This is a genomic window from Cupriavidus sp. GW823-FHT07B10, assembly GCF_058794355.1.
Window position 1 is genome coordinate 161,425 of record NZ_JBXAGS010000003.1, and the last position, 20,192, is coordinate 181,616.

Annotated in this window: 20 protein-coding genes; 4 read left to right on the top strand and 16 right to left on the bottom strand. The window is 67.1% G+C overall.

All coding sequences use genetic code 11. The annotated features are described in order from the left end of the window. Window positions 1–45: 45 nt before the first annotated feature. From motB to AC1Q6V_RS08565, 11 genes are all read right to left on the bottom strand, one after another. Window positions 46–1,011: a flagellar motor protein MotB gene (gene motB / locus AC1Q6V_RS08515; protein WP_454751376.1), complete on the bottom strand. Its 966-nt coding sequence runs from the start codon at window positions 1,009–1,011 to the stop codon at window positions 46–48. A 27-nt stretch (window positions 1,012–1,038) separates the two neighbouring features. After that, entirely contained in the window at window positions 1,039–1,902 is an 864-nt protein-coding gene (motA, locus tag AC1Q6V_RS08520) for a flagellar motor stator protein MotA (RefSeq protein ID WP_010812711.1), read from the bottom strand. Between the two features lie 119 nt (window positions 1,903–2,021). After that, window positions 2,022–2,627 (bottom strand): flagellar transcriptional regulator FlhC, encoded by a 606-nt coding sequence (flhC, locus tag AC1Q6V_RS08525; protein WP_011616430.1) that lies wholly within the window; start codon window positions 2,625–2,627, stop codon window positions 2,022–2,024. Next, window positions 2,624–2,941, bottom strand: a complete 318-nt coding sequence (flhD, locus tag AC1Q6V_RS08530; RefSeq protein ID WP_010812713.1) for a flagellar transcriptional regulator FlhD — start codon at window positions 2,939–2,941, stop codon at window positions 2,624–2,626. Before flhD ends, flhC begins: the two co-directional genes overlap by 4 nt. Window positions 2,942–3,426: 485 nt before the next feature. After that, on the bottom strand, window positions 3,427–4,161 hold the full coding sequence (locus tag AC1Q6V_RS08535; RefSeq protein ID WP_454751377.1) for a DUF4088 domain-containing protein: 735 nt from the start codon (window positions 4,159–4,161) through the stop codon (window positions 3,427–3,429). Between the two features lie 44 nt (window positions 4,162–4,205). After that, window positions 4,206–6,035 (bottom strand): methyl-accepting chemotaxis protein, encoded by a 1,830-nt coding sequence (locus AC1Q6V_RS08540; RefSeq protein ID WP_010812715.1) that lies wholly within the window; start codon window positions 6,033–6,035, stop codon window positions 4,206–4,208. A 101-nt stretch (window positions 6,036–6,136) separates the two neighbouring features. Then, entirely contained in the window at window positions 6,137–7,786 is a 1,650-nt protein-coding gene (locus tag AC1Q6V_RS08545; RefSeq protein WP_492316303.1) for a methyl-accepting chemotaxis protein, read from the bottom strand. A 104-nt stretch (window positions 7,787–7,890) separates the two neighbouring features. Beyond that, complete coding sequence (locus AC1Q6V_RS08550; protein ID WP_010809863.1) at window positions 7,891–8,367, bottom strand: chemotaxis protein CheW; 477 nt, start codon at window positions 8,365–8,367, stop codon at window positions 7,891–7,893. A gap of 141 nt (window positions 8,368–8,508) precedes the next feature. Then, on the bottom strand, window positions 8,509–8,901 hold the full coding sequence (locus AC1Q6V_RS08555; RefSeq protein ID WP_010809862.1) for a response regulator: 393 nt from the start codon (window positions 8,899–8,901) through the stop codon (window positions 8,509–8,511). Window positions 8,902–9,054: 153 nt separating this feature from the next. Continuing rightward, window positions 9,055–11,022, bottom strand: a complete 1,968-nt coding sequence (locus AC1Q6V_RS08560; RefSeq protein WP_010809861.1) for a putative bifunctional diguanylate cyclase/phosphodiesterase — start codon at window positions 11,020–11,022, stop codon at window positions 9,055–9,057. Window positions 11,023–11,135: 113 nt separating this feature from the next. After that, a complete protein-coding gene (locus AC1Q6V_RS08565; protein ID WP_492316302.1) occupies window positions 11,136–12,902 on the bottom strand; it encodes a methyl-accepting chemotaxis protein in 1,767 nt (588 codons plus the stop codon). 506 nt (window positions 12,903–13,408) lie between these two features. Between AC1Q6V_RS08565 and AC1Q6V_RS08570 the strand changes: the two genes are divergently transcribed. Then, a complete protein-coding gene (locus tag AC1Q6V_RS08570) occupies window positions 13,409–13,717 on the top strand; it encodes an H-NS histone family protein (protein WP_010809859.1) in 309 nt (102 codons plus the stop codon). A 110-nt stretch (window positions 13,718–13,827) separates the two neighbouring features. Here AC1Q6V_RS08570 and galE read toward each other — a convergent pair whose 3' ends face one another. Next, window positions 13,828–14,847: a UDP-glucose 4-epimerase GalE gene (gene galE / locus AC1Q6V_RS08575; RefSeq protein WP_439672321.1), complete on the bottom strand. Its 1,020-nt coding sequence runs from the start codon at window positions 14,845–14,847 to the stop codon at window positions 13,828–13,830. A 158-nt stretch (window positions 14,848–15,005) separates the two neighbouring features. Further along, window positions 15,006–16,028, bottom strand: coding sequence for a tyrosine-type recombinase/integrase (locus tag AC1Q6V_RS08580; protein ID WP_011616425.1), 1,023 nt, complete (start codon window positions 16,026–16,028; stop codon window positions 15,006–15,008). A 209-nt stretch (window positions 16,029–16,237) separates the two neighbouring features. Here AC1Q6V_RS08580 and AC1Q6V_RS08585 point away from each other — a divergent pair, with 209 nt between their 5' ends. Beyond that, on the top strand, window positions 16,238–16,672 hold the full coding sequence (locus AC1Q6V_RS08585; protein WP_010809856.1) for a nuclear transport factor 2 family protein: 435 nt from the start codon (window positions 16,238–16,240) through the stop codon (window positions 16,670–16,672). A gap of 61 nt (window positions 16,673–16,733) precedes the next feature. Beyond that, window positions 16,734–17,729, top strand: a complete 996-nt coding sequence (locus tag AC1Q6V_RS08590; protein ID WP_011616424.1) for an NAD(P)H-dependent flavin oxidoreductase — start codon at window positions 16,734–16,736, stop codon at window positions 17,727–17,729. A 53-nt stretch (window positions 17,730–17,782) separates the two neighbouring features. Here the strand turns inward: AC1Q6V_RS08590 and AC1Q6V_RS08595 are convergent, their stop codons facing one another. Beyond that, on the bottom strand, window positions 17,783–18,331 hold the full coding sequence (locus AC1Q6V_RS08595; RefSeq protein WP_010809854.1) for a PadR family transcriptional regulator: 549 nt from the start codon (window positions 18,329–18,331) through the stop codon (window positions 17,783–17,785). A gap of 105 nt (window positions 18,332–18,436) precedes the next feature. Continuing rightward, window positions 18,437–18,673 carry a hypothetical protein gene (locus AC1Q6V_RS08600; RefSeq protein WP_144062247.1) on the bottom strand — a complete coding sequence of 79 codons (237 nt, stop codon included), beginning with the start codon at window positions 18,671–18,673 and terminating at the stop codon, window positions 18,437–18,439. On the opposite strand from AC1Q6V_RS08600, the gene AC1Q6V_RS08605 reads away from it, so the two are divergent. Next, a complete protein-coding gene (locus AC1Q6V_RS08605; RefSeq protein ID WP_010809853.1) occupies window positions 18,672–18,899 on the top strand; it encodes a hypothetical protein in 228 nt (75 codons plus the stop codon). The genes AC1Q6V_RS08600 and AC1Q6V_RS08605 overlap by 2 nt on opposite strands. 103 nt (window positions 18,900–19,002) lie before the next feature. Here the strand turns inward: AC1Q6V_RS08605 and AC1Q6V_RS08610 are convergent, their stop codons facing one another. Further along, window positions 19,003–20,148, bottom strand: a complete 1,146-nt coding sequence (locus tag AC1Q6V_RS08610) for a hypothetical protein (RefSeq protein WP_454750016.1) — start codon at window positions 20,146–20,148, stop codon at window positions 19,003–19,005. Between the last annotated feature and the right edge of the window lie 44 nt (window positions 20,149–20,192).

The following is a 20,192-nucleotide window of genomic DNA, read 5'->3' on the forward strand; positions in this document are numbered from 1 at the left end:
TGAGTCACTTGGTTACTGCACTGGCGCTGCCGCAACGGCCGCGCGTCATGGTTTGCTGCCCGTGGGCGCAGCCGCGGGCGCTGAGGCCGCTGCCAGCCCTGCCTGCATCTCCTGCGCGGCCTTGCCGGCCTGCGCCGCCACCGTGACCTCGGCAGCGCTGGCGTTCTCGGCCTCGAAGCGCGCCTGGGCCTTGTGGTTGAGCACCACGATGCTGATGCGCCGGTTCACCGGCGCCAGCAGGTCTTCCTTGTCCAGCGGCATGGTCGCGGCCAGGCCCAGCACGCGCAGCACCTTGCCCTCCTGCATGCCGCCGGCGATCAGCTCGCGGCGCGAAGCGTTGGCGCGGTCGCCCGACAGCTCCCAGTTGCTGTAGGTGCGCTCGCCGTTGGAATAGTTGGCCGCATCGGTATGGCCCGACAGGCTGACCTTGTTGGGCAGCTCGTTCAGCACCGGCCCGATCTCGCGCAGGATGGTGCGCATATAGGTCTCGACCGTGGCGCTGCCGGTGCGGAACATCGGCCGGTTCTGCGTATCCAGGATCTGGATGCGCAGCCCCTCGCTGGTGATGTCCAGCAGCAGCTGCGGGCGGAACTGGCGCAGCACCGGGTTGTTCTCGATGATCTGCTCGAGCCGCTGCTTGAGCGCGCGCAGGCGCTGCGCTTCCTGCTGCTCGTTGCGCCGCTGCTCGTCGCTGGGTTCGTTGGTGCGCGCGCGCATGGTGTCGCCGTCCTTGCGCAGCGCAGCCTGGCCGCCGCCCGGGATCACGCTCGGGGTCTGGCTGCTCTTCTCGCCGCCGACGATGGCCACCTTGAGCGGCATGCGGAAGTACTCGGCAATGCCTTCCAGCGTCTTCTTGTTGGCGCTGGACAGCAGCCACAGCACCAGGAACAGCGCCATCATCGCCGTCATGAAGTCGGCGTAGGCGATCTTCCAGCTGTGGTTGCCGTGCGGCCTGGCGTGCGACTTTGCCCGGCGGACGATGATCGGACGCATATCGTGTGCGCTGCTCATGACGGTGCCCCTTGCTGCTTGCGCGCCTTAATTCAGGCTCTTGACTTCACGCACGTGGTCGTCGAGCTCAAGGAACGACGGCCGCACCGTGGAATACAGCACCTTGCGGCCGAATTCCACCGCCACCAGCGGCGCGTAACCGTTGAGCGAGGCCAGCAGCACCACCTTGATGCATTCGTAGACCTTGACGTTCTCGGATACCTGCAGCTCGATGCGCGCGGCCAGCGGCGAGACAAAGCCATAGGCCAGCAGGATGCCGAGGAAGGTGCCGACCATGGCGTGCGCGATCAGCGCACCCAGCTCGGCCGGCGGCAGGTCGGCCGAACCCAGCGCGTGCACCACGCCCATCACCGCGGCAACGATGCCGAAGGCGGGCAGCGCGTCGCCGACGCGCGACAGCGCATGGGCGGGGATCTCGGCCTCGTGGCGGAAGGTCTCGATCTCGTGGTCCATCAGGGCCTCGATCTCGAAGGCGTTCATGTTGCCGTTGACCATCATGCGCAGGTAGTCGGTGAGGAATTCCATCACCACCGGATCCGACAGGATGCGCGGGTACTGGCTGAAGACGCTGCTGGCGGCGGGGTCCGCGATTTCCTTTTCCAGGAACAGGATGCCTTCGCGCCGTGCCTTGGACAGCAGCACGTACAGCAGCGACATGACGTCCAGGTACAGCTCTTTCTTGTACTTGGAACTCTTGAACAGGCCCGGCAGGGCCTTGATGGTGGCCTTGATGGCCTTTGCTGTATTGGTGGCGATGAAGGCGCCGAAGGCGGCGCCCCCGATGATCACAAATTCCGCCGGTTGATATAGCGCGCCCATGTGGCCGCCGGTCATGGCGTAACCGCCAAGCACCGCCACAACCACGACGACATAGCCAAGAACTACTAGCACGATCGGATCCCCGTCTAAATACGCGCGTCAGTCACGCACAATTGCCCGGGCACGGGCGAACGGAGAGTGGTCCGTCCGCCAGCGCTGCAAGCTTGCCAGCCGGCGGACCTTGACCAGGATCAGGCGTTGGTCTGCACGGCGGCGGCGTCTTTCGAGAGCTTCTTCACTTTCCCTGCGCGTGACGGCGGACGGCACAGGCTGCACACAAAATTCGCGTGCGGCTCATACGCGTGCGTGACAAACTGCCCGCCGCAACACGTGCACCGGGACAGCTGCAGCATGTTGCTCTCGAAGAACCGTACTAACGTCCAGGCACGCGTGAAACTTAAGACAATTTCGCCGCCGAGCAGCGAAACATGCTCAAGGTACAGGCGGTAGGCAGCCACCACCGCGCGAATGCCCACGGTCTCGCCCTCCTGCACCATGAACTGGTAGGCAGAGAAGAACAGCGACGAGTGGATATTCGGCAGCCAGGTGGTGAACCAGTCCGTCGAGAAGGGAAGCATGCCCTTGGGGGGCGAGACGCCGCGCAGCTCCTTGTACAGGCGGATGAGCCGGTCACGCGACAGCGTGGTCTCGGCTTCAAGCACCTGCAGGCGCGCACCCAGGCCGATCAGCTCGATCGCAAGCTGGGTCTGGTTCGCATCCTGGAGCACGCTCTTGCGGCTGGGAACGGAGGTGGCCGTGTAACTCCGGGTCGGCTCGGCCTGCAGGAGCGCGGTCAATTGAGCGACTCCACAGGCTGGCGTGCAAGCAGGATCGCGGCGTGGATCTGCTGCATGTCATGACTCTTGGCCGTGTGGGTGAGAGTGGACAGAAGCGCATGGTCGTCGAAGCGGAACCTGCACAGCACCATGTTGGATGCCGCCAGCTTGACGAGTTGCGCGGAAGTCAGCTTGGCAAGAATATCCGCAATTTCCTTGCTGACCCCGAGCCGGAACATGGCTTCGACCTGGTTTTCGCGCACCAGGCGTTGCGCGAGCAGCAGATAGGCGAGGTTAACCTCCCTGATCTCCTGGAGAACTTCACTGCTTTCCAATTTATCCCCGCTACCAAAAACCCACCGTGGCCGCTTGTCCGGCGCTTACCGATGCCCTTGCGGGCCCGGCGACCAGATCGTTTGTATGCGGCTGGGCGGGTACAACGTACGACTAAGGAACTACGCCCGTGTCAAACTGTAATCAACTCCGTTACAAGTGTTACAGAGTGTAAGTGAGACTGTTACGTTTATATCGGCAATCGACCCGCAATGCCAATCCCTACTTACGCGGGGGGGAACCAAATGTCGCATGGAACATACATGGGCGCGCACATTTTGTAACAGTTCACATCCCTGACACTTGATCTGGCGCAAACCAGTTCTGCAAGCGTCATTTCTGCAAACGCGCGACCAGCGCCTTCGGTAGCCTGCTGGATTCCTCTATTGACGAGTGCCGCATGTGGCGTTCAGCACGCAGACACTGTCCGTCATCCCTGTACGAAATTCATGGCCGGAGGCAGCGGGGCCGGATTCCGACCGCGCCCTCAGTGCCCGAACATGCGCCGCAGCCATGCCGCCAACCGGTCGAACACATCGTCGGGCGCTTCGCGGAACAGCGCCGGGCGCATGCGCTCCACCTGCTCCAGCACGCGCGAGGCTTCTTCCGGCCGCACCGAGCCGTACTCCAGGGCGAGGCCCAGCATGCCGCGCAGCTCGCCCACACGTGCGCGGCCAGCGGCTTCGCTGTCTTCGGTCTGCAGCGCGTACATCAGGTCATAGGCGCGCTGGCGCAGGCTTTCGGCCAGGCGCCATGCGGGCGTGCGCATGCGCTCTTCCAGCACCCGCACGTCTTCCGCGGAAGCCGCCACCTGCGTGGCGAGCGCCTCGGTGAAGGCAGCATCGGCGCCGCATTCCGACAGCACCTGCGCCGCCCATTCGCGCGCATGCGCCAGGCGCTGGTCCGGCGTCCACTCCGGCTGCACCGCCAGCCCGAAGCCAAAGCGCCGGGCATCGCGCATCAGCGCCGCCAGCGCATTGGGCAACTGCTTGTCGAACACGCGGCGGGCCCAGCCGTATTCACCGCCGGACAGCAGCCGCGAGACCGCGCGCTCGGTGAGCGGGCCGTCATGCTGCAGCAGCCGCGCGCGCAGGAATTCCTGGAAATCGGGCGGCAGGAACTCGCGGTCCAGGCCGCTCGAGACCCCGACGAACTGCTCGAATTCCTTGCGCAGACGGGCCGCATCGTCATGCGGCAGAGCCAGGTTGATCTCGGTCGTCATAGCCTTGCCATCCGGGACGCCGCGCGGCCCGTTGCCAGTGGGGATCAGAACGCGCTCCAGTCGCCGTTGTCGGCGGCTGCCAGCGCGGGCCGCGAGGCTCTGCCTGCGACCAGCCGCGCCGGCTGCGTGGCGACGGCATCTGCCGCCTCGGCTGCGGCCTTCGTGCTGGCGGGCAGGGCCTTGGCGACCCGCTTGCCGGCAGCGATGGCGCGCACCGCGCCGGCGGCACGAGACACCTTGGCCGGCACTGCCGTCGCCGCAGGCAGCGAGTGGGCCACGAACGAATCCGCGCGGGCATCCTCGGCCGCCAGGCGGAACGTCGCCACGGCCCCCTGCAGCCGGCTGGCCTGCTCTTCCAGCGCGCCTGCGGCGGCGGCGGCTTCTTCCACCAGCGCCGCGTTCTGCTGCGTGCCCTCGTCCATCTGTGCCACGGCCTGGTTGACCTGCTCGATGCCCGCGCTCTGCTCGGCCGACGCCGCGCTGATCTCGCCCATGATGTCGGTCACGCGCTTGACCGCCTGCACGATCTCTTCCATGGTCTTGCCCGCCTGGCCCACCAGCGCCGAGCCGTTGTCCACGCGCTCCACCGTATCGCCGATCAGCCCCTTGATCTCCTTGGCCGCGTTGGCGCTGCGCTGCGCCAGGCTGCGCACCTCGCCCGCCACCACCGCGAAGCCGCGGCCCTGCTCGCCGGCGCGCGCCGCTTCCACCGCCGCGTTCAGCGCCAGGATGTTGGTCTGGAAGGCGATGCCTTCGATCACGCCGATGATGTCGACGATCTTCTTCGAGGCATCGTTGATCTCGTCCATGGTCTGCACCACCCGGCCCACCACTTCGCCGCCGCGCAGCGCTGTCTCCGACGCGTTCGCCGCCAGCCCGCTGGCCTGGCGCGCGTTGTCCGCGTTCTGGCGCACCGTGCTGGTCAGCTCTTCCATGCTCGACGCCGTCTGCTCCAGGGCTGCCGCCTGCTGCTCGGTGCGTTGCGACAAGTCGTTGTTGCCCGCGGCGATTTCACGCGAGGCGCTGCCGATGGATTCGGCCGACACCTTGAAATCGCGCACCATGCGCGACAGCTGCTGCTGCATCTGCTGCATCGCATAGACCAGGCTGCCCTTGTCGCCTGCGCGCGTGGCCACCGGTGCGGAGAAGTCGCCTTCGGCAATGCGCGCGGCAATCGCGGCGGCATAGCCCGGCTCGCCGCCCAGCTGGCGCGACAGCGCCCGCGCCAGCAGCACGCCCAGCAGCACCGACAACGCCACGCCGCCCAGCACCAGGCCCAGCATCCACAGGCGCGTCGCGTCGTAAACGCTGCGCGCTTCTTCCATGTTGTTGCGGGCGCGGTCGTCGCGGCGCTTGACCATCTGGAACATCACCGCTTCCAGCGCATGGCTGTCCTTGAGCAGCTCGGCGCTCTCGGAGAACACCTGGCTTTCAAACTGCGAGGTATCCAGCGGCTGCTTGCTGATCAGTTCGACGTACTTCTCCATGCGCGCGCGGAACGCCGGCGACAGCTCCTGGTACTGCTTGACCAGTGCCTTGCCCTCGGCCTTCTCGAAAGCGCCAGCGACCTGGCGGATGCGCTCGTCCATGGCGCCGAGCGACTTCACGATCTGCTCCTTCTCGGCCGCCCGCTCGCCCATGGTCGATGCCGACAGCAGCCCGATCTGCGCGCGGCTGGCATAGACCAGGTTGATATTGGCGTCCTGCACGGCCTTCAGCGCCTGCAGGTCGCCGTTGTAGATCTTGCCGGTCCAGTCGGCCATGCGCCCCATGTTGACCACACCCAGCAGCCCCATCACGGCGCCGATCACGGCAACGACCAGGAATCCGGCAACCAGCCTGGTCGTGACGCGCAATTGATTGAACCAATGCATAGCAACTCCCCCTTGTAACTGAAGCCTCGGGCGCGGCGTGCCGCACCCGTTTTGTACGCATGCAGGCCGGTGCTCCGCGCCTGCCTCGTCTTTGATTCGGACTAGGCCTGTGCCAGTGACTGGGCCGCATCGGCACGCGCATGGGCCGGCAGGCGCTGCGGACGCACCTCGGCCTGCATGCTGACGCGGAACGTGGCGATGGCGTCGCGCAGGCGCATGGCCTGCTCTTCGAGCGAGCCGGCGGCGGCGGCGGCTTCTTCCACCAGCGCCGCGTTCTGCTGCGTGCCCTCGTCCATCTGCGCCACGGCCTGGTTGACCTGCTCGATGCCCGCGCTCTGCTCGGCCGACGCCGCGCTGATCTCGCCCATGATGTCGGTCACGCGCTTGACCGCCTGCACGATCTCTTCCATGGTCTTGCCCGCCTGGCCCACCAGCGCCGAGCCGTTGTCCACGCGCTCCACCGTATCGCCGATCAGCCCCTTGATCTCCTTGGCCGCGTTGGCGCTGCGCTGCGCCAGGCTGCGCACCTCGCCCGCCACCACCGCGAAGCCGCGGCCCTGCTCGCCGGCGCGCGCCGCTTCCACCGCCGCGTTCAGCGCCAGGATGTTGGTCTGGAAGGCGATGCCTTCGATCACGCCGATGATGTCGACGATCTTCTTCGAGGCATCGTTGATCTCGTCCATGGTCTGCACCACCCGGCCCACCACTTCGCCGCCGCGCAGCGCTGTCTCCGACGCGTTCGCCGCCAGCCCGCTGGCCTGGCGCGCGTTGTCCGCGTTCTGGCGCACCGTGCTGGTCAGCTCTTCCATGCTCGACGCCGTCTGCTCCAGCGCTGCCGCCTGCTGCTCGGTGCGTTGGGACAGGTCGTTGTTGCCCGCGGCCACCTGGCGCGTTGCCGTGGAGATGCTGGCCATGCCTTCCTGGATCTCGTGCACCACCGACTGCAGGCTGCGCTGCATGGTCTGCATGGCCTGCGCCAGCGCGCCGATCTCGTCGGCGCTGCGGTGCTCGAAGCGCGTGGTCAGGTCACCCGCGCCCATGCGCAGCGCAAAGTCCAGCATGTGGCGCACCGGACGGTGCACGCGCGCCAGCAGCATGGTGCCTGCCGCGAACGACGATGCCAGCGCCAGCGCAAAGCCGCCCCACAGCCACGGGCGCACCGCGGCCACGCTTGCGCCGCCCAGGGCTTCCACCGCAACCAGTGCGGCCAGGAACCACACCATCCCGCCGGCCTGCGCCCACAGGATGCGGCGCTTCAGGTTCAGGCGCAGCAGGCCCTGCACCAGGCCGCGCAGCCCGGTGCGGACCACGGCGCCGTGGCGGATCGCCAGCCCGTCCGCGCGGCCGGTCCGGAATCGTGCATAGGCAGCGCCGGCGGCTTCCACCTGCTCGCGCGTCGCCATCGAGCGCACCGAGGTGTAGCCGACCACGCGGCCATCGACACGCGTGGGCGTCACGGTCGCGTTGACCCAGTAGAAGTCGCCGTTCTTGCGGCGGTTCTTGACCACGCCCATCCAGGTGCGGCCGGCCTGCAGGTCCTGCCACAGGTCGGCAAACGCTTCCGGCGGCATGTCGGGATGGCGCACCAGGTTGTGCGCCGCACCGAGCAGCTCCTCGGCCGCAAAGCCGCTTGCCTCGATAAAGGTGCGGTTGGCAAAGGTGATCCGGCCCTTGAGGTCCGTGCGCGAGATCAGGTAGTCCGATGGGGAGAGCTTGTATTCGCGCTGCGTAACGGGTTGGTTGTTTCGCATCTATGACAGTACTGCAGGCCCGGGCGCGGCAAGTTGCTGCACCCCGGGCGGGTTCGGTCCGGCAGGCGGGGCGCCGGCCGGACAACGTTGGCGCTGCCGCGGGATCACGCCACCGCTTCGAGCGCGGCGAGTTCTTCGGTGTTGAGCAGCTTCTCGATGTCGACCAGGATCAGCATGCGCTGCTCGACCGAGCCCAGCCCGCGGATGTAGTCGGTCGCCAGTTCGCCGGAGAAATGCGGCGTGGGCTTGATCTGCTCGGCTGCAAGGGTCAGCACGTCGGACACGCCATCGACCACGATGCCGGTGGTGCGGTCGTTGAGGTCTACGATGATGACGACCGTGTACTGGTCGTAGCTGACGTTCTGCTGGCGGAACTTGATGCGCAGGTCGATGATCGGCACGATGATGCCGCGCAGGTTGATCACGCCCTTGATGTAGTCCGGTGCGTTGGCAAGCTGGGTGACCGACTCGTAGCCGCGGATCTCCTGGACCTTCAGGATGTCGACGCCGTATTCTTCCCGGCCCAGCGTAAAGGCCAGGAACTCTTCGCCCGCGCCGTCTGCCTTGTCGATGTGCTTCATCGTCTAGCCCCCCAAAATTGGCTCATGCTGGTTTGCTGGCGCTGCTGCGGCCAAGGCCGCTGGCTGGCACCGGGGCATGACTTCGCCCACCAGTGTTTACGGCAGCAATCCGGGGGACTGAAGGGCGACGCCCGGCTTTCCTTACCCTTCCGAGGTAGGGTGCGCGGTGGACAGCAGCGCCGTCACGGCCCGCATCAGCTGGTCAGGATCGAAGGGCTTGGGCAGGAAACCCGAGGCGCCGGCGGCGCGGGCCTGTTCGCGGATGCTGCCGTCCTGCTCGGTGGTCAGCATCAGGATGGGAATGCACGCATAGCGCTCGGTGGCGCGCAGACTGCGGATCAGCGTGAGGCCATCCATGCCGGGCATGACCTGGTCCGTGACCAGCATGCCGAAGCTGGCGCCGGCCGCGAGCGCATGTGCCTGGTCGCCGTCGGCCGCCTCGGTCACGTCAAACCCTCCTGCGCGCAGGCAGGCGCCGATCATGCGACGGAGCGAAGGGGAATCGTCGACGACGAGGATGCTGGGCGATGACATGGGCGCCTCCGGTTTGCAGGACTCGGTTGATCCGCCAGGATGGACAGCACGGGCAGCGCAGCCGGCGACGGACGGGCCGGCGCAGGGCTGCGCCGCAAACGCTGGCAGCCTGCCAGACCGGTTATCGGCCGCGTCACGGACAAACTTTAGCCGTCAGGCGCCGCCCTGCTCGCGCAAGGCATCGGCAAAACCGGCAGCATCCAGCGGCAGCGACAGCAGGTAACCCTGCACCTCGTCGCACCCCATCTCATTGAGGATTTCCAGCTGCGATGCCGATTCAACGCCCTCGGCCACCACCTTCATGCGCAGTTCGTGCGCCAGCGCCACCATCGAGCCGACGATGGCACGGCCCTGCGCATCGGTGTCGAGCCCGCCGATCAGGGTGCGGTCGATCTTGAGCGTGCCCACACGCAGGCGCTTGAGATAGCCCAGGCTGGAATAGCCACTGCCAAAATCGTCCAGCGCCACCTGGATGCCGAGCGACTGCAGCTCGGCCAGCGTTTCCAGCGACTTGCCGATGTCCTTCATCGCCGCGGTCTCGGTGATCTCCAGCGTGATCGCCGAGGGCGGGATGTCGTGCTGGTGGATCTGCTCGAGCAGGTATTGCGGGAAATTGCGGCTGGCAAAGCGCAGCCCCGAGACATTGATCGCCACCGGCACGGTGGGCACGCCGGCGTCCCGCCACTGGCGCACCTGGCGGCAGACGCTGGTCAGGACCCAGTCGTCGAGCTTGTCGATCTGGCCCGACTGCTCGGCCACGGTGATGAACTCGGCCGGGCTCACCTGGCCCAGCGCGGGATGGCGCCAGCGGCATAGCGCTTCGGCCCCCACCAGCGTGCGCCGGCGCGCATCGTACTTGGGCTGGAACTGCAGCGACAGTGCGTCGTCCTGGATCGCCAGCCACAGGTCGCGCCGGATCACGCGGGTGCGGCGCGCGCGTTCGCCGGCGGCGCTGTTGAACAGGCGCACCTGGTTCGAGCCGCTCTGGCGGGCCTCGGCCAGGCTGACGCGCGCGGCCTGCATCAGCGCCTCCGAGGTCTGCGCATCGCGCGGGTAGATGGCAATGCCGATGTTCACGCCGATCTGCATCTGCAAGCCGCGCGCGGCGATGAACTCGGCCAGCGAGCCGAGCATGCGCGAACCCAGTTCCTGCGCGCGGCCATGATGGACCAGCTCCGGCACGCCCACGGCAAACTCGTCGCGCGCCAGCCGGGCCAGGAAGTCATGCGGCTCCAGCACGGCCTGCGCCAGCGCGCCGGCGTCCTGGGCCAGGATATCGTCGGCGCGGATCTCGAAGACCTCGTCGACTTCGCGGTAATCGGCAATATGGATCAGCAACACGGCGCAGCCGCTCTCGGCCAGCCGCGCCTGCGCGATCGTCTGGTCCAGCCAGCGGCCGAAGGCGACGCGGTCGGGCATCGTCGTTGCCACGCTGTACTCGCCCACCGTGCCCTGCCCGCGCGCTGCGGCACGCACGGTAAGACGGCCGGGGCGGCCGGGAATGCGCGCGCCGCGCCGCGCCAGGCGGGGCTCGTGCCCGCGCGGCAGGCCGTGCGCCTCGTCCACCAGCTCATCGGCCAGGCCGGCTTCGTGGTGCGCAGCCAGCAAGCCACGCGACTGCGCGCGGTGGACGGCGAACATCAGCGCGCACAGCGCGGTCAGCCCGCCCGCCAGCCAGGCGGGGTGCGGCAGGCCGGCTGCATCGATGCAGGCGCGCGCCGAGACCGAGCCCGCGCCACAGGCGCGGCCCAGGTGGGTGCCGGCCGCGGCCACCAGCCCGGCGCCAGCGACGACCGCCATGAGCGCCGCACCGCGCCACAGCCGCGTGCCCTGGCGCAGCCACTGCACCAGCAGCTTGGCAGCCGCGGTGGCTGCTGCTGCGGCGGCGAAGCTGGCCGCCATCTGTGCCGTGTCGTTGGCCGCCGGCACGCTGCCCGACAGCATCACCACCAGTACGGGCAGGCTTACGCTCAGCTGCGATAACAGTGCCGCCGACCAGGTCAGCATGCGCAGCGAGCGGCCACCGGCTGACTGGTCCGCACGCCCGGCGCGAACGCCGAGGGCGGCGGCCACGCCCAGCAGGGCAGCCAGCAGCAACAGGATGGAACTCAGGGCAATCATTGGGCTGCGCGATGATGAAGAGAATGCGCGAAGAAGGTCAGGACGCGGGGCAAACCCCGCATCATGGCATCTTGCGGTCGCCGTGTGAACAGGGCAATGGTGGGGACAGTGGTTTAGAACGCGCTCCAGTCATCATCGGCCCCGGCAACGGCCAGCACGGGCCTCGCCGCCGGACGGCTTGCCGGAAGCGCCGCGGCCGGGCGGGCAGCAACGGCACGCGGCGCCGCGGTTGCCGAATGCGCCGCGGCTGCCGCCGGCCGCACCGACATGGTGCGTGCGGTGCTGCCAGCGACAGCCGTCGCGGCCGTGCCTGCCCCTACTCTCGTACCCGTGCCAAGGTTGAACACCGAGACCACGTTCTTGAGCTTCTGCGCCTGTTCTTCCAGCGCACCGGCTGCGGCGGCGGCCTCTTCCACCAGCGCGGCATTCTGCTGCGTCACCTCGTCCATCTGGGTCACCGCCTGGTTGACCTGCTCGATGCCGCTGGTCTGTTCCTGCGACGCGGCGCCGATCTCGTTCATGATGTCAGTCACGCGGCGCACGGCCTGGACGATCTCGCCCATGGTCTGGCCGGCTTCTGCCACCAACCGGGTACCGCTCTCCACGCGCTGGCCCGACTCGCCGATCAGCGCCTCGATCTCCTTGGCGGCCGAGGCCGAGCGCTGCGCCAGGCTGCGCACCTCGCCCGCCACCACCGCGAAGCCGCGGCCCTGCTCGCCGGCACGCGCGGCTTCCACCGCTGCATTGAGCGCCAGGATATTGGTCTGGAAGGCAATGCCCTCGATCACGCTGATGATCTCGACCACCTTGCGCGAGGCGCCGTTGATCTCGTTCATGGTGTCGACCACGCGGCCCACCACCTCGCCGCCCTTGAGCGCGATCTGCGAGGCCTCATTGGCCAGCACGCCGGCCTGGCGCGCGTTGTCGGCATTCTGCCGCACCACCGTGGTCAGTTCTTCCATGCTGGCGGCGGTCTGCTCCAGCGACGAGGCCTGTTCCTCGGTGCGCTGCGACAGGTCCAGGTTGCCGGTGGAAATCTGCTGCGTGGCCGATGCCATCGAATCGGCGCCGGTGCGCACTTCGGCAACGATGCCCGACAGGCTGGCCTGCATCGCGGCCAGCGCCTGCATCATGCGGCCGATCTCGTTCTTCGAGACGCTGGCGATGCGCGAGGTCAGGTCGCCGCGGGCGATGCGCTCGAACACAGCCAGCGCCTCTGCCACCGGCGCGACGATGGCGCGGTTCAGCGTGACCGTGCACAGCACGGCGACCGCCAGGCCCAGCACGATCAGCACGACCGACAGCATGCGGATACGCGCAAAGCTGGCCTGCGCAGCATCGAAGTTGGCCTGCCCGGCAGTCATCTGGAACTTCTGCAGCTTCTCGTGCACGCTCGACATGCTGCGCTGCAGGTCAGGCAGCACCTTCTTCGCCAGCCGCAGGGCCTCTTCCTGGTTGCCCGCGAGCGAAGCCGCCTGCAGCGGCAACACGCCCTGCTCCATGAACGCCTGGCGCTGCTTGCCCAGTTCCGTGGCGAGCGCCTTTTCCTCAGGATTCTGCGGCAGGCTCATATAGCGCTTCCAGGCAGCCTCCGATGCCTCCACGAACACTTTGGAGCGGTCGACGTGAACCTTGGGATCGTCCTGCTCGCCCTGCATCACGTTGCGGTCCAGTGCCAGGCGCATGCGCGTGGTGGCCTGCATCGCCTCGCTGAGCGCGACGGTGGAGCCGAGCTGATGGGCATAAGTCTCCCTGAGGGCATCATTGCTTTGTGAAATACCGTGCAGGCCGGCACCGCCGACCAGCAACAGCAGCAGCGACAGCATTCCCATGGCGCCCCGTAGCAGGGTCTTGATCTGGATATTGTTGTGGAAGGACATGATGAAAGAAGACTGTGTCAACCCGCGGGGCACACCCCCAACCCCGTTCCGGCAGGATCGACGCCCAGATGATCCGCCCTGCCCGGATAACGGCGCGACCTCCTGTTACTTGAGCCGCCGCGCCGGTGGCGGGCGCAATTAATCGGCGATAACCGGCCTGTCGGATATACGCCACGTGGCTTGCCGCGGCCGATTATGGCGATTTGATTTTGGCGGCGGCTGGCTGCCGCCGGGCCGGTTTGCGTACGGCCGCACCATTTGCGGGCCTGAACCCGGAACTGCGGCCGGAACTGCAGCCGGGCAACACCGACGACGACGGAAATGCCGGTGACAGACCACGACACCGAAAGTTCACACAATTATCGGCGCCAAGAATTTTCGCAAAAACAGCATCCGATTAGTCCGGCAGGATTTGCAGCGGGCGGCGACCCCGTTATAATTGTTTTCAGCATTTTCACCCCCGCACACACCCACCGCATTCCACTCCACCGGAAACCGAGGACCCAATGGCGACGTATCAGGAAATCGTTCAGAAAATCAGTGAACTGCAGAAGCAGGCCGAGGAAATCAAGGCACGCGAACAAGCCACGGTGATCGCGGATATTCGCGAGAAAATCGAGCAATATGGCCTGACCGCGGAAGACCTGGGTTTTGGCGCAAAGGTGCCGGCCGGCAAGAAGGCGGTCAACCGCAAGGTGCCGGTACGCTATCGCGACAGCGCCGGCAATACCTGGACGGGCCGCGGCAAGCGCCCGGGCTGGCTGACCCAGGCCCTGGCCCAGGGCAAGGCAGTTGAAGACTTCCTGATCCGCTGAAACCCGCGATCCGGCAGATGGTAAAACGCCACGGATGAATTCCGTGGCGTTTTTGTTTTCTGGTCTTCCGCGGCGCCTGCACAACACTGCGGCGCCACCTGCCCGGGGCGTCAGGCGTCAAACCCCTGCGGATTCATCGACTGCCAGCGCCATGAGTCCTGGCACATGCGGTCGATGTCATGGCGCGCGCGCCAGCCCAGCAGCTGGTTGGCCAGCGCGGGATCGGCGTAGCACGAGGCGATGTCGCCCGGGCGCCGCGCGACGATCTCATGCGGCACCGGCTTGCCGCTGGCACGCTGGTAGGCCTGCACCACTTCCAGCACGCTGTAGCCGCGGCCCGTTCCCAGGTTCACGGTCATGCTCTTGCCCTGCGCGCGCAGGTAACCCAGCGCCGCCAGGTGGCCGTCCGCCAGGTCGCAGACGTGGATATAGTCGCGCACGCCGGTGCCGTCCGGCGTCGGGTAGTCACCGCCGAATACCATCAGCTTTTCACGGCGCCCGCCGGCCACCTGCGCCACATACGGCATCAGGTTGTTCGGGATACCGCGCGGATCCTCGCCAATCAGCCCGCTTTCATGCGCGCCGACCGGATTGAAATAACGCAGGTAGGCAATGCGCCAGTCCGGATCCGATGTTTCCAGGTCGCGCAGGATTTGCTCGCCCATCAGCTTGGTCTGGCCATACGGGTTGGTGGCCGACAGCGGGAAATCCTCCAGGATCGGCACCGCATGGGGATTGCCATAAACCGTGGCCGAAGAACTGAACACCAGCTGTTTCACCCCGGCCGCGCCCATTGCCGCGCATACCGTCAGCAGCCCAACCAGGTTGTTGCTGTAATACTCCAGCGGCTGGCTCACCGATTCGCCCACTGCCTTGAGTGCGGCAAAATGAATCACCCCGCTGATGCGGTGTTCGGTAAAGAGCCGGTCCAGCAATGCGCGGTCGCGCACGTCGCCCTGCACAAAATGCGGGGTCTTGCCGGTAATGGTGGCGAGCCGCTCCAGCACCACCGGGCTGCTGTTGCAAAGATTATCCAGGCCGATCACGTGGTAGCCGGCATTGAGCAGTGCAACCCAGGTATGCGAGGCGATATAGCCGGTGGCACCGGTCAGGAGCAAGGTTTCAGGCATGGAAAATCGGTGTCGGAATTCGATTCAGGGCCGGGCCTTGGCCTGGCGGATTCAAAAAAACGTGGCGCAAGCACCTCTTTCCGCCGCGTAGGCCGGCGAAGCTGCTTATTATCCACGATCTGCCGATGCGCCCAGGGCAGCCGGCCCGGCGCGCGGGGCTAGACCCGGCTTCCCGGCACTTCCGCCACCAGCCCCGCCCGCGCCTGCCAGGCCTCATAGGCGGCGCGCAGCCGCCAGCCGGACTCCGGGTCGCGCATGCCCAGGCATTGCGCCACCTCGGCCGGCGCCGTGCCGGCCTCGAAATGCATGGCGGCGCAGGTATTGCGCAGCGTCTGCGGCGACGCGCGTTCGCTGCGCCCGGCCAGCACGCCGGCCTCGTCCAGCAGGATCTCCACGCGCCGGTAGACCGAGGCGGCATGCATCGGCCGGCCCGCCGGCATGGCGGGAAACACCAGGCCGCCAAGCGTGCCGGAGGCTTCGCGCAATGCCAGCCAGGCCCGTAGCGGCGCATGGGCCAGGCTGAACAGCGGCACGGTATAGGCTCGGCCGTTGTCCGCGCGGACCATGCGCAGCGCCATCCGGCCGGGGGCGCCGGCTTCGATGGCATCGACCCGCAGCGCCCGCGCTTCGCCTACCTTCAGGCCGCCGCCGAGCAGCACCGCCAGCAGGGCCACATCGCGGGCGCGCTTCCATTGGGTGGGCGATGCCGCGGTGCGCGTGTCGCCGGCCGGCATGCCGGCCGGGCCAAGTATCCGCGCCACCAGCAGGTCGCGCTCGCCCGGCAGCAGGAACGCGGTGGGATCGTTCTCGCCGTCGGCGAGATGGGCGCGCACCGCCTGGCTGGCCGGGTTGTGCATGCCCTCGCGCAGCCGCGCCAGGTGATGGAACACCCGTTCGATCAGCCGCGTATAGCGATAGCGGTGCGATTTGTGCAGCTGCTGCGCGTCCAGGAACTCACCGATCTGCTCCGCCGACCAGCTCAGCGGCGGCAGCCCGCGCTCGGCCGACCAGCGCAGCAGCTTGCCCCACATGGCGCGGTACACCACGCTGGTGCCGTGCCGGAAGCCATGCCGTGCCAGCCAGCCGTCGAACGCGCGCTCCGGATGGTCGCGCCAGGCGGCCAGGTCGGCATCGAACAAGGCCGCCTGTTCAGGATGGGCAGCGGAGGGCTTAGTGGTCACTGACTCTCCTGCCGGGGGCCGGCGTGCGGGGTTGGGATCCCGCCTATTGTAGACAACCCGTCACTGCGCGGCGGGGCGCCGGCACCATTGGCCCCCGCATCGCTTGCACGGTGCCCCGGCGCATGCTACCTTTCCATCCACTATGCAACTGGTTGCATAAAACCCCTGCAACAAGACGCCGCGCACTGACGCCAGCCAAGGAGACCGAAGTGACCACCACCAACCTGATTCCCGCCGCACAGGCCTCACTTGAAGCCTGGCACCAGATGCTGGCCAACGGTTCGATGGCCGGGCTCGACGCCATCGTGGCCGATGAGGTGGTGTTCCGCTCGCCGGTCGCGCACACCCCCTATCCCGGCCGCGCCGCGATTGGGCTGGTGCTGACCACGGTGAACCAGGTGTTCCAGGACTTCCGCTACCACCGCAGCTTTGTCAGCGAGGACGGCCACAGCGTGGTGCTGGAATTCAGCGCGGCCGTGGACGGCAAGGCGCTCAAGGGCATCGACATGATCCGCTTCGACGACGCCGGCCGCATTGCCGAGTTCGAAGTCATGGTGCGCCCGCGCTCGGGCCTGGAGGCGCTGGCCGCCGCCATGGGCGCGCGCCTGGCCAGCCAGAAGGACGTGCTGACCGGCGCGGCCTGACGCAACCCTGTTTCGCAGCACCGCTTTTTCGCCTTACCGGAATACCCAGGAGACTTCACCCATGGCCCTTCCCGCCCAACTCCAGAACCGGCTGTCGCTGCCGGTGGTCTGCTCGCCGCTGTTCATCATCTCCAACCCCGACCTGGTCATCGCCCAGTGCAAGGCCGGCGTGGTGGGCTCGTTCCCCGCGCTGAATGCGCGCCCGGCACCCAAGCTGGAAGAATGGCTGGACCGCATCACCACCGAGCTGGCCGAACACGACGCCAGGCACCCGGACCGCCCGTCGGCACCTTTCGCCGTCAACCAGATCGTGCACAAGTCCAACGACCGGCTTGAACATGACCTGGAGCTGTGCGTGCGCTACAAGGTGCCGATCGTGATCACCTCGCTGGGCGCGCGCAAGGAAGTCAACGACGCAGTGCACTCGTACGGCGGCATCGTGCTGCACGACGTGATCAACAACACCTTCGCACGCAAGGCCATCGAGAAGGGTGCGGACGGACTGGTGGCGGTTGCCGCCGGGGCCGGCGGCCATGCCGGCACGCTGTCGCCGTTCGCGCTGCTGCACGAGATCCGCGAATGGTTCGACGGCCCGCTGCTGCTGTCGGGCTCGATCTCCAGCGGCGACGCCATCCTGGCCGCGCAGGCCGCCGGCGCCGACCTGGCCTATATCGGCTCGGCCTTTATCGCCACGCAGGAAGCCAACGCACAGGACGGCTACAAGCAGATGATCGTCGACAGCACCGCCAACGACATCGTCTACTCCAACCTGTTCACCGGCGTGCACGGCAACTACCTGCGCGGCAGCATCGAGCGCGCCGGCCTGGACCCGAACGCGCTGCCCGAATCAGATCCGTCGAAGATGAATTTCGGCTCCACCAGCGTCAAAGCGTGGAAGGACATCTGGGGCGCCGGCCAGGGCGTGGGCGCAATCAAGCGCGTGGTGCCCGCAGGCGAGCTGGTGCGCCGCTTTGCCGAGGAATATGCGCTGGCACGCCGCCGGCTGGGCTTGGGCGAGGCCAAGCAGGCCGGCACGCGCGCCGTCGACCTGGCCTGACGCAGCCGGTCAGCTGGCCTGGCAGGCCGTAGCCGCCGCCCAAGCGGGCGCGGCTACAGCAGCGGCAGCAGTTCCTCGCCCCAGGCCACCCAGTCCTGCTCGAAGCGGATGCCGCGCTGCAGCAGCGCATAGCGCAGCTGTTGCGCGCGGTCCATGTCCGGCGTCGAGAAATCGCGCCGCTCGATGGCCAGGTAAGTCTCCAGCCGGGCCCGATGCAGCGCGATCAGCCGACGCATCTCGTCACCGAGGCCAAGCGGCCCGATCACCGCATCGGCGCGCAGCTTGACCAAGATTTCCTCGCGCTGATCCAGGCTGGCGCCGGGGGTCAGCACCCAGCGTGCCAGTTCTTCACGGCCGGCCGGCAACACCCGGTAGACCTTCTTGCGGTTCTTGCGGTCGCCGCCACCGGCCTCGCCTTCCGCCGCCTCGGTTTCATCCGCGGCAATCCAGCCACTGTCAGCCATCCGCCCCAGCTCGCGATAAATCTGCTGGTGCGTGGCATGCCAGAAATAGCCGATGGAACGGTCAAAGCGCCGCGCCAGGTCATAACCGGACGACGGTTTTTCGATCAGGGAAATCAACAAGGCGTGCTGGGTCGACATGCGTCTGGGCAGTGGCCCGTCGGGGGGCGATGGAAAATGGTTGGAAGCGGATGCGGCAGACCCGGAACCGGGACGCGCCGGTAGCCGCACTTCGCGGGGCTGGCGCTATGGTATCGCAATGCCGGCCTTGCGCAGCACCCTCAGCGATGTCGTCACCGGCGTCGCCAGCAGATGCCATACATTCGTTAAATTTGTCATTTTGGAAATTTCCTGGCAGACAGAATTAAAAAACGCTGAATGGCATTTCTGCGTTGGATGCAATACATTCCATACATTGAAAATCCAGTGCGAGCGCATACCCGCCCCCGGCCGCACCTTGCAGCAATCCTGGAGTGTGTCCATGACCGGAAGAATCCTGCTTGCCGAAGAGCGCGACGTGGCCTGGGAAGCCGACGCCGTCGAACTCCCGATCGGCATCCTGCCGCCCATGCGCGACAAGGCGCCCATTTACTACCGCCTGCCCGATACGCCGGACGGGCACCATATCAAGGAATACGCCAGCGGGCTACGCCAGCTGGTGCGCTTTGTCGGCGTCGAAGAACAGGTTGTCAAATTCAGCCTGGGCTGACCGGGCATGTAACCGTTTCCCTGTGGTTGTCTCCTCCGAGCCCGTTCCTGCGGGCAGGGACTTGAACCCGCGAGATTCGCGGGTTTTTTCTTGGCCGACGGAATCAGAGCTGCGGCGCGCGGCAGGCGGCGCCGTCGGGGTTGGCCGTTTCCGCCATGTCGAACACCGCCCTGGCACCGCATTGCGATCCGAACATGCGTGCCTGGTCGTGCCCCACGCCCACCACTTCATAGGCCTGGTGGCGGATCACCAGCCCGGGGCTGGCCAGGTAGCGCTCATAGCGCAGGTAGCCGCGGGCGCGCTGCAGGCGGGTGGGACCTTCGGCCTCAGCGCCGCACGCCTTGTCCAGTACGCGGTGGTTGGGGTCGTTGTCTTCCGTGCCGGCCAGGTAGGTCACCTGACGCCCGGCGTAGCGCTGGTACAGCGACTGGCCATTGGCACCCTTGGCGTAGGGCACGATGTCCTGCATGCCATAGCGGTACTTGTCGTAATCCGGGCACACTGCCTTGTCGTAAGGCGCAAACGAGCGGCCGTCCGCGCCGGCCGGGCGCACCGCCGTGAAGTACAGGTAGGACGAGGGGTTGGCCACCACATAGCGCAGGTCGATGCCGCGCGCGCGGATGCGCTCGTCGACATTGTTCAGCACGGCATAGCGATGCACGATCTGCGCGCCGCCCGAATGCCCGGCCACGGTCACCCTGGCCACCCGCGGCAAGCGCGCCTTGTCGGTGACGAAGGCCATCATGTCATCGAGGACCTGCAGTGAACTGACCGTGAACGGCGCGTTGACCGCGTTCTCGCCACTCATCCAGCCCTGCACCGACCATTGCGGCATGCCGTCGAAGCCCTTGCCGTGGTCTGGCGTGCCGGGGAAGTTGGGCGCGACCAGCAGCACCTCGTCCGGATTGCGGCCGCTGGCCTTGAGCAGTGCAGCACCGGCGGCGTAGTAATCATCGCCGTTGCGCTGCAGGCCGTGCTGCACGAACACCACCTCGCGGATGCGCGACAGGTCTTGGTCTAGTGGATGGTTGGTGTAGACCGGGAAGTCATAGCCCGCGCCCGTGCCCAGGTGCACGCGCTGCCAGTGCGGCTTCGCCTGGGCCGGCGTGGCCGCCGCCTCCACCGCCCTGGCGGCGGAAGGCGTGTCGGGTGCGCTGGCGCAACCGGCCAGCACGGCCATGGTGATGGCGGCACCGGCCAATGCCCGGCATGGTTTGCTTGGCACAACGAGAGCAATGGCTTGCAGCATGGGGAAGGGATTCCTGTGGGAGTGTTTTGCCGTCGGCTGACCCG